Source organism: Chryseobacterium oryzae (assembly GCF_022811665.1).
Lineage (GTDB): Bacteria > Bacteroidota > Bacteroidia > Flavobacteriales > Weeksellaceae > Chryseobacterium > Chryseobacterium oryzae.
Genome location: NZ_CP094529.1, coordinates 3050916 through 3065639 on the forward strand (window position 1 = coordinate 3050916; position 14724 = coordinate 3065639).

Here is a 14724-nt window from a genome sequence, read left to right on the forward strand (position 1 = left end):
AAAAAGATGGTTATTAAAACAGCAACATTTGTAAAAAGCAGCGGAAAATGGCAGGAATGTCCCGAACCAAATATGCCAGAATACGCTTTTATCGGAAGATCAAATGTGGGTAAATCTTCGCTGATTAATGCAATGATGAATCATAAAGATTTGGCAAAAACTTCGGGAACACCAGGAAAAACACAGCTTATTAATCATTTTTTGGTTAATGACAACTGGTATCTTACCGACTTACCGGGTTATGGATATGCAAAGGTTTCTAAAGTCATCAGAAAAGATTTTGAAAAACTGATAACCAACTACATTCTCAACAGAAGAAATCTCGTTAACCTTTTCGTTTTGGTGGATTCCCGACACAGTCCTCAAAAAATTGATCTTGAATTTATCCAGTGGTGCGGAGAAAGTGGGGTTCCTTTCAGCATTGTTTTTACAAAAGCTGATAAGCTGAAACCTAATGTTGCGATACAGAATGTAGAATCTTATAAAAATGAACTTTTAAAAACCTGGGAAGATCTTCCGGAATTGTATTTAACTTCTGCAGAAAAAAAAGAAGGCTGTGAAGAGATTTTAAATTTCATTCAGACCACTAATGAATTTTTAGAAAATAATAGTGTGAGTTTTGATGAGTAATATAATCTGGAAGGTAAAAAGTTTTGAAGAAATTTCCACTTCAGAGCTTTACGAAATCATTAAAGCAAGAATTGATGTTTTTGTAGTTGAGCAAAACTGCCCATATCCGGATTTGGATAATTACGACAAAAAAGCTCTTCATCTCTGGGCAGAAAAAGATCACAATATTTTAGCCTATTGCAGAATTTTCGGTAAAGAAATTAAATATACTGAATGTTCTATTGGAAGGGTTTTAACAACCGATGAAGGACGTGGAAAATCTCTTGGAAAACAAATGCTTCAATATGCAGTGGAAATAATAGAAAACCGTTTTTGTACATCTGAAATAAGAATTTCTGCACAAGATTATCTCTTACCTTTTTATTCCTATTTCGGGTTTGAAGATACCGGTAAAAAATATTTGGAAGATAATATTCCTCATACGGAAATGTTTAGAAAATAGCTTTTCATATTCGTAAAAAATAAAACCAGGCTTTACAGTCTGGTTTTTTTCATGTATTAATCAATGATTATTATTTTAAATTTACTAATCCTTTCCGTATTGGGATGAGCAAATCTGTAAGCCCGTTCAGTTTTATTTCATAAATGGTTGAAAGCTGCATTCCCAGTTTCCCTTTGGGCATCCCCTGTCTTTGAAACCATTCGAGATAACTTATAGGAAGATCTGCCAATATGGTATTCTGATATTTCCCAAATGGCATTTTCACAGTACAAATCTCCTGTAAAATCTCCGGATTTACACCATTTTCCATAATTACAGTATTAAATCTATTTTATCTTCCAAACCTTTATCTTTATCGGAAAGTTCAAGCTCAGGAACCTCATCATCAGAAAATTCATTCCCGTACACCTGAATAAGCAAAAGAGTAAAAGACACCAGAATCGGTCCAAAAACCAATCCCATAAATCCAAATAAATTCATTCCCATAATAATCCCGAAAACCGTATTAAGAGGATGAATATCTTCAAGTTTTTTAAGCAATGTAAAACGCAGAACATTATCGGTAAGACCTACAATAACCAAACAATATGCTGCCAAACCTAAACCGGCTCCTGTGTTACCTTCCGCAATCATAAAAATACAAATTGGAACATAAATTATAGCAGCACCCACAATAGGAATCATAGATGTTGCAGCAGTTAGAGCAAATAATAAAATTGGGCTTGGAGCACCGAAAATGAAATATCCTATAATTGCAACAAGTCCCTGCCCAAGTGCAACTACAGGAATTCCGATAGCATTTGCCATAATGAGCTTTCTCATTTTTTCTCCAATCATTGCTACATTAGATCTTTTTAAAGGAGCTGCCGAAGCAAGAATTCTTTCGAAAAATCTAGGTCTTTCAAACATAAAATAAAGAATGAAATACATAGACATTATAATTGTAAGCGTATTAAAAGTACCGCTAACAGCCGATGTAGAATATTTTCCTGCAAATTCTTTAAGTTTGTTCATATTCTCTTTACTCAGAATATCGAAATTGGTTTTAGCATAAATAAATGAATGTATTTTATCTATAAAAACATTAAATTTATTCATGTAAATCTGTGCATTACCTAGCTTTTCCAGCAAAAGATCTGCGATGAAATAAATGGGCAGAATAATGATAATTAAACTTGCCAACATGAGCACCAAAGCAGATACCCAAGGTTTCCATTTTCTTTCTTCCTGAAGGTAAAAATTGTATTTCCGGCATACTACATAAATAGTAATTGCGCCTAAAACAGAGGGAATAAATAATGCAAGATTATAGCAGATAAGACCTGCTAAAACCAAAATGATGGCAAGGAGAGACACTTGCTTTATTTTGGTACTGCTAATTTGGTTTTCTTTATTTAACATCTAACGAGGGATTATTTGTCTTGGTTTTCCTAAAAATGCACAGTACGTAGAGTACATTACAATATTAATGAATGGTAAACTAAAAATTATACCAACACAGCACAAAATAAATCCCGACAAGCTAATTATTCCACCTAAAAGAGCAGTCAGCAAAAAAACTCCATAATTTTCTTTCGCAATATTGTAGGTTTTACCAAGTGCTTCTGTGGCATTAGAGTTTTCGAAAAACAAAATAGGATAGCCAATTAAAAACAACGGATACACAAACAGAAAAGGAATTCCGCACAACGCTAATGAAACCGTAAAAATGACAAAAGTAATTAAAGCATACAATAAAATATTAACTAAATTCTGACGATAACCAATGAAAAGATCTGAAAACTGAATCGAAATTTTGGTATTGAATTTATTCGTAATGTAAATTAATCCCACAGAAAGTGGTGCCAACAAAATACTCCATAACCCTGAAAACGAATAATAAACTCTTGAGTTGGGACCTTTCCACATATCGTAGCCAGAAGCGTTTTTGAAATCTTCATAATCGAAATCCCAAACTGTAAAACCTGTTAAAGATTGAATTATGCTGTCTCCTACTATATAAATAACCATATAGAGAAAAACATACAGAAAAACACCTTTGTACATTTCAAAAGCATGAGAAATAATAGAACCAGCATCTTTTGCCGGAACAGAGCCTTGCTCATCGAATTCGTTAAAATGTGACATCGTTTAATATTTTATGATTTCTCAAATTTAATTTTTTTGAGGCATTAAAACATTAAAGATTTTAAAATTTACGGCTTTTCGCTAAAAATTGTTTTGTAAAGAGAATAAATCATGGCATTCCAAAACGGAAAAGTAAAAAGAAATCCTATGAAGAATAAACCTAAACCAATGTATTTAAAGATAAATGCTACCAAAATGCAAACGAAAATTTCGACAAAATGACTTCTCATTGCTTTAAAACTGAGTGTTATTCCTTCCAAAATCGTCTTATTCTGAAAAAACATTAATGGAGCAATAAACAAAGTGACCGCAACCCAAAATAAAGGAAAAATTACCGTCCCCAAAAGCTGAGTATAAGGAATAATCCAAAATAAGAAATAAGCAGCATATCTGAAAAAATTGGCTCCGTTGTAGCCAACAAACAAATCAGAAATACTTATATTTTCTTTTAAATCTAATTTTCTGTAGATCTGAAAAAAACCAAGATTTAAAGGATAAAGAAAAACTATTGTAGCCAGAAAAGAGTACAGAAACATTCTGGATTCCCACGTCTGAGAAAGAGCTTCTGCTTTTTGCACATAAGCTTCCATACTTATTTTATAAGCTTCTATCAATTGCTGGTTCTGTTCCCAAATCCCGAATTTGGAAGCAAAGAAAAAAATCGACGTAAAAAATATCGAGAAATAGATAATAGAATACATCAACTGATAAAGCAAAGTTTTATTCCAATAAAAAAAAGCCTGCTTTAAAATAAAATCTATTCCCGGTTTTTGTGGATTGGTCTCCTGCATCAAAAAAATTTTATGCAAAAGTAAACATCAATAACTACTTTTGCAGAATGTTTTCGGCAAATACTCAAAAATTTTTGGAAATGGATGAACTTTCTCTTCAGAAAGTTCCTTTTTTCTTCATCATTGACTTTTCTGGAAATCATGTGGAAATTTATCAGGAAAACGAAATCACAGAAAAAGGTTTACTGATTGATTTTCAGACATTTTCTAACATCAATTGCGCAGAAGATTTAGATAAAGTTCCTTTTTTAAAATCTTATCCGGAAACATTGGAAGATTTTCAAAAAGGATTTGATTATGTACAGGAGAACATCCATTTAGGCAATTCTTATCTTACCAATTACACCAGAAAAACAAAAATTGAAACCAATCTGAGTCTGGAAGAAATTTTTTACCATTCCAGAGCAAAATATAAAGTTCTTTATCCGGATTTTTTTGTATTTTTTTCTCCTGAAACTTTTGTAAAGATTATCGACGGTAAAATTTCTACCTATCCGATGAAAGGAACTATTGATGCTTCCATAGAAAATGCAGCTGAAGTCCTGAAAAATGATCAAAAAGAAAAAGCTGAACATTACACGGTTGTAGATCTTCTGAGAAATGATTTAAGTATTGTGGCAGACGATGTTATGGTAGACAAATTTCAGTATATTGATTTTCTGAAAACCCATCAAAAAAATCTTTTTGCGATGAGTTCTGAAATTTCAGGAAAAATAAAGCCGGAATTTGTAGGGAAAGTAGGTTCTATCATGCAGCAAATTTTACCTGCAGGTTCTATTCTGGGAGCGCCAAAACCCAAAACGAGGGATATTATTCTTCAGACAGAAGGCTTTGAAAGAGGTTTTTATACGGGCATTTGCGGTTGGTTTGATGGCGAAAATCTCGACAGCTGTGTGATGATAAGATTTATAGAAAAAGACAACAATACACTTTATTTTAAAAGTGGCGGTGGAATTACCCACATGAGCAAATTAGAAGACGAGTATCAGGAAATGAAAAATAAGATTTATGTCCCAATTCATTGAAAGTATTAAGATAGAAGATCAGGAAATTTTCCTGTTAGAACTTCACCAAAAACGTGTAAACCAAACCTTTGCCCATTTTGGTAAGGAAGGTTCTATTGATTTAGAAAAAATCTTTAAAAACCTGAATCATGATGAAGACGGTCTGTATAAATTGAAGATCACTTATGATTTAGACAAACGCTTCCGAACCATGATGATTCCTTATGCCATTCCGGAGATTCATGATTTTCAATTGGTTGAAAACAACAGTTACGATTATTCTTTCAAATTTGAGGACAGAAAAGAACTCGAAAAAATGAAGATGATGGCAAAAGCCGAGGAAATCATTATTGTAAAGAACAACCATATCACAGATACTTCATTTTCTAATCTTCTCTTTCTGAAAGGAAAAGAGTGGTTTACCCCTTCAACTTATCTTCTTAACGGCGTGCAAAGACAGAACCTTCTTAAAAAGAAAAAAATAAAGGAAATGGAAATTACTTTACAAAACATTAAGGAGTTTTCTCATTTCCAGCTTATTAACGCCCTGAATGATTTTGATGATACTTTTATTTATCCCATACACAAAATAAACAATCTTCCGGGCAGTAATGATTATTTAGATTATTAAGGTAATCTAAATAATCATTTGCACAACTATCCTTTTAAAGCTGCAATTTCATCTCTTAATTTAGCCGCTTTTATGAAGTCTAAATTTTTTGCAGCCGCTTCCATTTCTTTCTGTTTCTGCAGAATTATTTTCTCTACATCTTCAGAAGAGTAATTGGCTTTTGTTTCGGCAACTTTCTGTACAATTTCTTTTTGGGTATATTTTTCGTCCGGGAAATCTTTGCTTCTTCCGACAAGATTTTCGGAGATTTTTTTATTTAAAGCGGTAGGAACTTTACCATGCTCTTCATTGTAAGCCATTTGTTTTGCACGGCGATACTCGGTTTCATCCAAAGTATTCTGCATAGACTTAGTAATTTTGTCGGCATACATAATTGCTCTACCGTTTACATTTCTTGCGGCACGCCCCACTGTTTGGATCATAGATCTTCGGCTTCTAAGCATTCCTTCTTTATCGGCATCCAAAATAGCCACTAAAGAAACTTCGGGCAAATCTAAACCTTCTCTCAATAAATTTACACCAATTAAAACATCAAACAAACCTAATCGAAGATCCTGCATAATCTGAATACGCTCTAAAGTTTCCACATCAGAATGAATATATCTTGTTCGGATTCCGAATTTTGTGAAATACTTGGTAAGTTCTTCCGCCATTTTTTTCGTTAGGGTTGTTACCAAAACACGTTCGTCTATCTCGGCACGTTTTCGGATTTCCTCCATTAAATCATCAATCTGATTGATGGTTGGACGAATTTCTATAATCGGATCTAAAAGTCCGGTAGGGCGGATAATCTGCTCAATATATTCTCCGCCTGTTTTTTCTAATTCATAGTCTGCGGGAGTTGCAGAAACATAAATTACCTGATTCTGAATGGCTTCAAATTCTTCAAACTTCAATGGGCGGTTATCCATCGCAGCGGGAAGTCGGAAACCGTATTCCACCAACGCTTCTTTACGGCTTCTGTCGCCTCCGTACATGGCGTGAACCTGCGGAACGGTAACGTGGCTTTCATCAATCACCATCAGAAAATCTTTTGGGAAGTAATCTAAAAGGCAAAATGGTCGCGATCCGGGAAGTCTGCCATCCAGATAACGCGAATAATTTTCAATTCCGGAGCAGTAACCTAATTCTTTAATCATTTCAAGATCGAGTTCGGTACGCTCCTGAAGTCTTTTCGCTTCCAAAGGTTTTTCAATCTCAGAGAAAAAATCAACCTGTTTTACCAAATCATCCTGAATGCTTCTTATAGCACCATTCAAAGTATCTTTTGAGGTCACAAAGAGATTTGCCGGATATATCTGAATTTGCTCAAAGCTGGAAGTTACATTCCCGGAAACAGGGTCAAAGCTTTGAATTTTCTCTATTTCATCTCCAAAAAACTGAATTCTAACTCCATTATCTGCATACGCCGGAAAAACATCTACAACATCTCCCTTCACTCTGAAGGTTCCTCTCTGAAAATCGCCCAACGTTCGGGAATACAATGCATTCACCAACGAATGAAGCAACGAAGTTCTTGTTGTTTTCTCTCCTATTTCAAGCGAAATAAGAGACTTATGAAATTCTGTAGGATTCCCAATCCCGTAAATACATGAAACCGAAGCCACAATTAAAACATCTCTTCTCCCTGAAAGCAAACTGGCAGTTGCCGAAAGTCTTAGCTTTTCGACTTCTTCGTTGATGCTTAAATCTTTTTCTATATAAGTTCCAGAACTTGCAATGTAAGCTTCGGGCTGATAATAATCGTAGTAACTTACAAAATACTCCACAGCGTTCTCGGGAAAGAATTCTTTAAACTCCATAAATAGCTGAGCTGCCAAAGTTTTATTATGAGCGAGAACCAAAGTAGGTTTCTGTACATTATTCACCACATTGGCAACGGTAAAGGTTTTTCCCGATCCGGTAACTCCTAAAAGGGTTTGGTATTTCTCACCAATTTCTACCCCTTTTGTTAGCTTTTCGATAGCAGATGGCTGATCTCCGGTTGGTTTGTATTCAGATTGCAGATTAAATTTCATAATGTAAATTTATGAAATAAAAAAGAGTCCGAAATGGACTCTTTAGAGATTATTTTTGTTTCTTTTCTTCTGCAAAAGCTATAGTAATTGGCATTTTATATTGAAAGCCAACGGGTTTTCCGTTTAATAATGCTGGTTTCCATGTGACGTTTTCACAAGCCAGTTTCGCAACTCTTAAAGCTTCATTATTAAAAGAGGCATTTTCTCCTTTTACATTATAATTGTTTACTTTTCCCTGATCATCAACAGTAAAATAGATAACTGTTTTTAAAATTCCTACATCTTCTTTTATTTCCGAAATGTTAAAATAGCCACTAATAAGATTTCTCAATTTAGCGCTTCCTCCGGGATATTCTGCTGGTGTAAGATCAGCGGCTTCTCCATAGGCAACATCTTGTACATTCTTATTTTCAGAATTAGACAAATTGTTTTTGGCTTCAATATTTCTTTTTACAGGAATGGTATCTTGCTTAGCTGATTTTGGAAGTGCTTCAACATTGGTGGTTGCCTTCTCCTCAATATTGTTATTAACCGTTGCTTTTTTTGAAAATTTTATTTCTGAAGCCTTGTTGTCTATAGTCACATTATAAACTTTTTCAGAAAAAGCATATCCAGAAATTACGAAAAACGGTATCATCATCATTTTCTTAGCGTTGGAAAATTTAGAATTCTTTTTTGTCATCATAATAAATCTTTTTTTAGTGTTATTAAAATTGAATTGGTGTATTAATGATAGATTTTGTTGTTTTAAAATTTCACTGAGAATAAGTTCCTGATATTGCTTAACATTATTGTTCTTATGCAAAACTTCTTCATCTGCAATAAATTCATGGTTATTTACAATCGCTTTATGATACAGATAAACAAATGGATTGAACCATAGAATGGCTTTCACAAATTCAGAAACAATCACATCTAGAGAATGTTTTTGCTGGATATGAATTTCTTCATGAAGAAAAATATTGTTTTCGATCTCGTTGTTCCTGAAATACTTTTCGGACAGATAAATGGTGTTCCAAAAACTGAATGGTGCAAGATCTTGATAGAGAAGCACTGTTTCTCTGTTTTTATATATTATTTTCCTGCCTCTGAGTTTTTTTATTTTAATGATGGATAAAAATAATTTCAGCACTAAAACCAGCATAATAACAGAATAAACAGACCCAATTATATAAGAATAATTAAAACCACCCTGTTCCGCTGGAATTTTCGTTATATTGTGTTCAGGCATTTGCTGTTGAAATACCAAGACAGAATTGGGTACTTCTGTTGTTTCTTTTTTAATGCTTAAAAATGGTATCGCAACAGAAAACAAAAGAGAAAACAACAGATAAAAACGATTGAATACCAATGTCTTTTCTTTTGCCAGAAATAAATAATATAAACCTAAGAAAACTCCTGAACAAAGAATTATTTTTAATAGAATGGTTTCCATGATTACTATTTTATTTCCTTATCGATAATATCACGGAGTTCTTTCAGTTGTTTCTGCGTCAATTTAGAATTTGATGTAAAAAACGAAGCAAATTGTGTTACAGAACTGTTGAAAAAACGGTCAATCATAGAAGTCATTTCTTCTTTAAAGTATTCGGTTTTTGCTACTTTCGGGAAATATTCACGGGAATTCCCATAAACTTTAAATCCCACCAAATCCTTATTCTGCATTCTTTTAAGCAAGGTTGCTACTGTTGTAGTGGCCGGCTTTGGTTCATCATAAGCATCCAAAATATCCTTCATGAAAGCTTTTTCTTTTGCCCATAAAATTTCCATCAAAGTTTTTTCGGAATCGGTAAGTTTTATTTCTTTCATGTTCTACGGTTTTAAAATTTACTCTACAAATGTAGAGATAAAATTTTATTATGCAAATTTTATGGCATTATTTTTCCATTTTAAAACATAACAAAAATTGAAACTTACCTTATAATCAGCACAATACTCAGTCATAAAACATTTCACCCAAATAAAATTAATATATGAAAAAAGTATTCTTACCACTTATATTCGCTTCAGCAACCACTTTGGTTTCTTGTCAGGGAAAAGGAAAACCCAATGAACCTTCTTCAAGAGAAGAAAAACCCAATACCAATTACAAACCGGCTTTTGCAGGACAAACCCGAATTACACAAATAAAAACAACTACTCCGTATCAGGTTGAAATTATAAATCGTTCATTAGGAAGACCTTGGGGAATTATTAATCTTCCCGACGGGAGATTTTTAATTACAGAAAAAACAGGTTTTATGAATGTTATTTCAGCGGATGGCAAAAATATAACCAAAATTGAAGGTTTCCCGAAAGTAGATTCAAAAGGACAGGGAGGAATGCTGGATGTTGCTCTCGATCCTGATTTTAAAACCAATAACACTCTATTTTTCAGTTTTTCTGAGCCTTATGGTGATGGAAATTTAACTTCTGTTGCCAAAGGAAAACTGTCTGCGGATTTGAAAAATATTTCTGAGGTAAAAGTGATTTTCCGAGCAACTCCTTCTTATGATGGCGATAAACACTACGGAAGCCGTTTAGTTTTCGATAAAGATGGAAATCTTTTTGTAAGCACAGGCGAAAGATCTGATAAGCAAACCAGAGTTTATGCTCAGAAAACCGATAATTATTTAGGGAAAATTTTAAAAATCACCAAAGACGGAAAACCTGCTCCCGGAAATCCTTTTATTGGAAAATCTGCTTATAAACCTGAAATTTATGCTTTCGGAATCAGAAATCCGCAAGGTTTGGCACTTGATGAAAAAGGACAGCTCTGGGATATCGAAATGGGACCGAGAGGCGGCGATGAAATCAATCTCATTAAACCCGGAAAAAATTATGGCTGGGGCGATGTAACCTATGGAATTGAATATAACGGTGATAAAATCAATAACGGCACAACACAAAAAGCTGGAACTGAACAGCCCGTTTATTACTGGGATCCTGTAGTGTCACCAAGCGGAGTTGCGTTCTACACCGGAAATATTGCTGAGTGGAAAAACAATTTATTTATTGGCTGCCTTAGTGGAGAACATATCAACAGAATAGTGTTGAAAGATAATAAAGTAGTGGGTGAAGAACGTCTTCTTTTGGATCAAAAAGAAAGATTTCGTGATGTTTTGAATGGAAATGATGGAAATTTGTATGCAATAACAGATAGTGGAAAACTGTACAGGATTTCTAAGAAGTGATGATTTTATTACTAAATAAATTACTTATATAGTTATGGCGGCAAAATCTTCGATTTTGCCGCCATAACTAATTTTCAATTAAATAAGCTTATTATGCGTTGCGTAAGACAAAGCTTCAGTAATGTTGTCTACGCCCATTTTTTCAAACAATTTTCTTCTGTGGAACTTTACCGTATCTGAAGAGATAAATATTTTCTCCGCAATTTCATTAATCGTTAATCCTCCGGCATACAGACTTAAAATTTCGGTTTCTCTGTCGGATAATTTTACTTTTTGTTTACGCTCCCAAGAATCAGTTTCAAGATTAAATTCAAATATATTTTCCGAATGGGTATCCGAAATAATAATATTTCCGGATGAATGATTAGGACTGAGAGAAACAATACACATTGCCTTCCAAATTTTACCTTCTTCATTTAGAAAAAGAGGAGTAAGCTTATGATTGATGAGTATTGAGTTCTTTTTGTCGTTAATAATAGAGAAATCGTAAGAAATTGTATAATTCTTTCTTTGTTCAAGAGGAAGATTATCAAAAAAATCGAAGCCTATTTGGTTGATTTTCAAAAGTAAGTTTAAATCTTTTTCTCCGACATATTTAAAATAAAAATCATAACCCAGCAGTTCAACATCTTTAGGTGTTAATCCGCATAAAAACAAAGGGTTATCTGAAACATATTCGAAACCTCTTTTTTCATAATCAATGATGTATATACTTTGATAAGTAAGCTTAGCAAAGGCTTTTGCCACTTCAAGATAGTTTTCTGTTTGAGAAACATCTTGAGCAGAAATATCACTGATCGTATTTTTATTTGAAAAAAAGCTGTTGAACTTTTCCATTTTTTTTAAATGTAAACTACACTTTAGTTTAGTTTTTTTTAAATTTAAACAAATCTACACAAAAGTGTAGCTATTTATCAAACAAAAGAAGTATTTTTTAAACTTCCTTAATGAAATAGGTTTCTTTCATCAGTTTCAACTACTACAAAGTGTAGTTTTTGATTTCCTCCTTTTAATCTAAACTTTAGTGTAGCCGCTTTTTTTTTAGCTGCTTATATTTTTGTAAAAGAAAAAGAAAACAATTTAAAATAAAAACAATCATGAAAAAATTATTTAAACTATTTAGTGCAGGAATGGTATTAATTGGAAGCCTTGCATTTGGACAAACTAGAGAAATCGCTTTAGGAGATTTAGTATTTACTAATAAATATTAAAATTATGGAAATCTTTGCTTTAATGATTGTATTAGTCATTTTAATGGCTATCGTAATTGGAATAATTTCAATAAAAAACAATCCCAAGTTGACAAAAAGAGAAAGAGTTAACTACTCTATTCTAGTTATACTATTTCCTTTTTGGGGTACTATAATATATTATTTTTTAAATTTCAAAAAACAAAAATGAAAGTACTGATACCCATTTTCGTAACAGCAGTATGCTTAGTGCTTTTTCTTATTTCAAGATATTACTTTTTTAATAACGAAGAAGATTCCATGATCAAAATTCTTTTACAAGGCTTTTTAATTGGAGCTGTAATCTCTACGATTTTCGCCTTTTTTAATAAAAGAAATAAAAATAATCCGGAAAGCTAATTTTTAAACTTTTTACAATTTAAATAAAAAAAACAATGAAAACAACCAAACTATTTATCGGAACCTTAATCTTTGGAATTCTTATTTTTTGCTCCAATTATTTTTTGTTCAATGAAGAAAATGAAATTTCAGTGATGAGTGCAGCTTTGCAAAGTTTATTCTCCAGTGTGATATTCTTTGTGCTGATGTATTTTATTAATAAAAAGAACAACAATGAATCTACCAATTAAAAACAAACTAACCATCATAATTCCCATCATCATCATGCTTTGGGCATTAAATAGATTTTTAAATTCTTCAGTTTTTGATACAATGATTTCTGATGGAAATGAAGAGATAAAAGAGTTTGTAAAGAAATCTTTCAGTTGGGGGATTTTCTTCGGTGCGCTGATAGCAGTGTTGATAAAATATATTGCACAGCTTTTAAATAATAACAATCAATCAAAATAATTAAATCATGAAACCACTCGTAATTTTATTTGCCGTTCAGTCTTCAGCAGTATCTTTCGTAAAGTATTATCAGGATTTTTGGGATCTTCCCTCAATTCTGAGTTTTGGAAGCCTTTTGGCTTTCTCGGGATATTTAATTGTTCATTTTTTAAATTTCAAAAAATAAAAAAATGAAAATAACTAAACTACTCATCGGGACTGCAATATTTGGAGTACTTCTCTTTATTAGCAATTACTTTTTATTTAACAAAGAACATGAAATTTCCTTAATGAGCGCTCTATTAAAAAGCTTATTTTCTAGTGTAGTATTTTTTGTGCTAATGTATTTATTAAATAAAAAAAAATAATTTTATCCATTTAGAATATTTGATTGCTTATTTTCTGAAAGTTAAAATTTAAAACAATTCGGGCGGCAAAATCTTCGATTTTGCCGCCCGAAACTTATATTTCTTAAATAAAGATTAAGCCTCCTCCAAATGAACGGTAAAATGTCTTAAAATTTCAGGTTCCCAAGTAATGTTATAACCTTTAGAAATTTCATCTCTTCTTTCGTATACATTTTTTACTGCTGCAGCAATATAATCCATGTGGTTATTGGTGTATGTTCTTCTCGGAATTGCCAGACGAACCAATTCTAATTTTGGATAACGGTTTTCTCTGGTTTCAGGATCACGGTCTGCCAATAAAGTTCCTATTTCCACAGTTCTGATTCCTGCTTCTTTATAAATTTCAAGACCTAAAGTCTGTGCAGGATATTCTTCACGGGGAACATTCGGAAGAAAATTTAAAGAATCAACAAATACAGCATGACCGCCAATTGGTTTCTGAACAGGAATTCCGTATTCAATTAACTTATTCCCAAGATATTCCACCTGAGAAATTCTGCTTTCCAGATACGCAAATTCTGTGGCTTCATCCAGCCCAACTGCCAAAGCAGCCATATCTCTTCCTGCCATACCGCCATACGTGATGAATCCTTCATAAATAATCGTAAAGTTGGACGCTTTTCTGAAAACATCTTCGTTATTTAAAGCAATAAATCCTCCGATATTTACCAACCCGTCTTTCTTGGAACTCATCGTCATTCCCTCTCCGTAAGAAAACATTTCTTTGCAGATTTCTTTAATGCTTCTGTTTTCCTGGCCCATTTCTCTTTTCTTGATGAAATATGCATTTTCTGCAAATCTGGCAGAATCAAAAAACACGGGGATCCCATAACTGTCGGAAAGTTCTTTCACAGCTTTCATATTTTCAAGAGAAACAGGCTGTCCTCCTGAAGAATTGCAGGTAATAGTAATTAAGCAGAACGGAATTTGCTCTTTGGGATGAGATTTGTAAACTTCCTCCAGTTTTTCGAGGTTAATATTTCCTTTAAAAGGATGTAAATCATTAATGTCGAAAGCTTCATCAATCGTACAGTCGATTGCATGAGCTTTTCTGATTTCGATATGCCCTTTCGTAGTATCGAAATGAGAATTTCCCGGGATCACATCTCCATCTTTTACCAAAACCGAAAACAGAACATTTTCAGCGGCTCTTCCCTGGTGTGTTGGCAATAAATATTTAAAACCTGTAATATTTTGCACGGTATTGTGCAGCTGTTCGAATGAGCGCGAACCGGCATAGCTTTCGTCTCCTGTCATTAATGCTCCCCATTGTCTGTCAGACATTGCTCCTGTACCCGAATCGGTTAGAAGATCAATAAAAACCTGGGAAGATTTTAGATTAAATAAATTGAATTTGGCATCTTTCAGCCATTGTTCTCTTTCTTCTCTTGTAGACTGGCGGATTTCTTCCACCATTTTAATACGAAAAGGCTCTGCATATGGTAATTCCATTGTGATATTTATTTTAGTTTGTTAAAAAAAG

The 14724-nt window shown here is 33.1% G+C and carries 18 protein-coding genes; 9 read left to right on the plus strand and 9 right to left on the minus strand.

Annotated features, from left to right (window positions below; translation table 11 throughout):
* Positions 1–6: 6 nt before the first annotated feature.
* Together yihA and MTP08_RS13850 are read left to right on the plus strand one after the other, a co-directional pair.
* Positions 7–630 (plus strand): ribosome biogenesis GTP-binding protein YihA/YsxC, encoded by a 624-nt coding sequence (gene yihA / locus MTP08_RS13845; RefSeq protein ID WP_243576441.1) that lies wholly within the window; start codon positions 7–9, stop codon positions 628–630.
* Positions 623–1072 (plus strand): GNAT family N-acetyltransferase, encoded by a 450-nt coding sequence (locus tag MTP08_RS13850; protein WP_243576442.1) that lies wholly within the window; start codon positions 623–625, stop codon positions 1070–1072. The genes yihA and MTP08_RS13850 overlap by 8 nt, the downstream gene beginning before the upstream one ends.
* A 70-nt stretch (positions 1073–1142) precedes the next feature.
* Here MTP08_RS13850 and MTP08_RS13855 read toward each other — a convergent pair whose 3' ends face one another.
* The 4 genes from MTP08_RS13855 to MTP08_RS13870 form a co-directional block, all read right to left on the minus strand.
* The gene (locus MTP08_RS13855) at positions 1143–1382 is read right to left on the minus strand and encodes a DUF3820 family protein (RefSeq protein ID WP_243576443.1); all 240 of its coding nucleotides are present in this window, start codon (positions 1380–1382) and stop codon (positions 1143–1145) included.
* Positions 1383–1384: 2 nt separating this feature from the next.
* Positions 1385–2473 (minus strand): AI-2E family transporter, encoded by a 1089-nt coding sequence (locus tag MTP08_RS13860; protein ID WP_243576444.1) that lies wholly within the window; start codon positions 2471–2473, stop codon positions 1385–1387.
* Positions 2474–3199 carry a beta-carotene 15,15'-monooxygenase gene (locus MTP08_RS13865; RefSeq protein ID WP_243576445.1) on the minus strand — a complete coding sequence of 242 codons (726 nt, stop codon included), beginning with the start codon at positions 3197–3199 and terminating at the stop codon, positions 2474–2476.
* Positions 3200–3267: 68 nt separating this feature from the next.
* Positions 3268–3990 carry a hypothetical protein gene (locus tag MTP08_RS13870; RefSeq protein WP_243576446.1) on the minus strand — a complete coding sequence of 241 codons (723 nt, stop codon included), beginning with the start codon at positions 3988–3990 and terminating at the stop codon, positions 3268–3270.
* 47 nt (positions 3991–4037) lie between these two features.
* On the opposite strand from MTP08_RS13870, the gene MTP08_RS13875 reads away from it, so the two are divergent.
* Together MTP08_RS13875 and MTP08_RS13880 are read left to right on the plus strand one after the other, a co-directional pair.
* Positions 4038–5015: an aminodeoxychorismate synthase component I gene (locus MTP08_RS13875; RefSeq protein WP_243576447.1), complete on the plus strand. Its 978-nt coding sequence runs from the start codon at positions 4038–4040 to the stop codon at positions 5013–5015.
* Entirely contained in the window at positions 4999–5625 is a 627-nt protein-coding gene (locus MTP08_RS13880) for an aminotransferase class IV (RefSeq protein WP_243576448.1), read from the plus strand. Before MTP08_RS13875 ends, MTP08_RS13880 begins: the two co-directional genes overlap by 17 nt.
* A 26-nt stretch (positions 5626–5651) precedes the next feature.
* On the opposite strand, the gene uvrB is transcribed toward MTP08_RS13880, so the two are convergent.
* The 3 genes from uvrB to MTP08_RS13895 are packed head-to-tail and all read right to left on the minus strand — an operon-like array spanning position 5652 to position 9452.
* Complete coding sequence (gene uvrB / locus MTP08_RS13885; RefSeq protein ID WP_243576449.1) at positions 5652–7643, minus strand: excinuclease ABC subunit UvrB; 1992 nt, start codon at positions 7641–7643, stop codon at positions 5652–5654.
* 49 nt (positions 7644–7692) lie between these two features.
* The gene (locus tag MTP08_RS13890) at positions 7693–9078 is read right to left on the minus strand and encodes a M56 family metallopeptidase (protein WP_243576450.1); all 1386 of its coding nucleotides are present in this window, start codon (positions 9076–9078) and stop codon (positions 7693–7695) included.
* A 5-nt stretch (positions 9079–9083) separates the two neighbouring features.
* Positions 9084–9452 (minus strand): BlaI/MecI/CopY family transcriptional regulator, encoded by a 369-nt coding sequence (locus tag MTP08_RS13895; protein ID WP_243576451.1) that lies wholly within the window; start codon positions 9450–9452, stop codon positions 9084–9086.
* Between the two features lie 164 nt (positions 9453–9616).
* On the opposite strand from MTP08_RS13895, the gene MTP08_RS13900 reads away from it, so the two are divergent.
* Positions 9617–10816 carry a PQQ-dependent sugar dehydrogenase gene (locus tag MTP08_RS13900; RefSeq protein WP_243576452.1) on the plus strand — a complete coding sequence of 400 codons (1200 nt, stop codon included), beginning with the start codon at positions 9617–9619 and terminating at the stop codon, positions 10814–10816.
* Positions 10817–10894: 78 nt separating this feature from the next.
* Here the strand turns inward: MTP08_RS13900 and MTP08_RS13905 are convergent, their stop codons facing one another.
* A complete protein-coding gene (locus MTP08_RS13905) occupies positions 10895–11653 on the minus strand; it encodes a response regulator transcription factor (protein ID WP_243576453.1) in 759 nt (252 codons plus the stop codon).
* 560 nt (positions 11654–12213) lie between these two features.
* On the opposite strand from MTP08_RS13905, the gene MTP08_RS13910 reads away from it, so the two are divergent.
* The 4 genes from MTP08_RS13910 to MTP08_RS13925 are packed head-to-tail and all read left to right on the plus strand — an operon-like array spanning position 12214 to position 13021.
* Complete coding sequence (locus tag MTP08_RS13910) at positions 12214–12405, plus strand: hypothetical protein (RefSeq protein WP_243576454.1); 192 nt, start codon at positions 12214–12216, stop codon at positions 12403–12405.
* A 35-nt stretch (positions 12406–12440) separates the two neighbouring features.
* Positions 12441–12635 (plus strand): hypothetical protein, encoded by a 195-nt coding sequence (locus tag MTP08_RS13915; protein ID WP_243576455.1) that lies wholly within the window; start codon positions 12441–12443, stop codon positions 12633–12635.
* The gene (locus MTP08_RS13920) at positions 12619–12855 is read left to right on the plus strand and encodes a hypothetical protein (protein WP_243576456.1); all 237 of its coding nucleotides are present in this window, start codon (positions 12619–12621) and stop codon (positions 12853–12855) included. Before MTP08_RS13915 ends, MTP08_RS13920 begins: the two co-directional genes overlap by 17 nt.
* 7 nt (positions 12856–12862) lie before the next feature.
* Positions 12863–13021 (plus strand): hypothetical protein, encoded by a 159-nt coding sequence (locus tag MTP08_RS13925; protein ID WP_243576457.1) that lies wholly within the window; start codon positions 12863–12865, stop codon positions 13019–13021.
* A 295-nt stretch (positions 13022–13316) separates the two neighbouring features.
* Here MTP08_RS13925 and MTP08_RS13930 read toward each other — a convergent pair whose 3' ends face one another.
* A complete protein-coding gene (locus tag MTP08_RS13930) occupies positions 13317–14693 on the minus strand; it encodes a tryptophanase (protein WP_243576458.1) in 1377 nt (458 codons plus the stop codon).
* Positions 14694–14724: the final 31 nt, after the last annotated feature.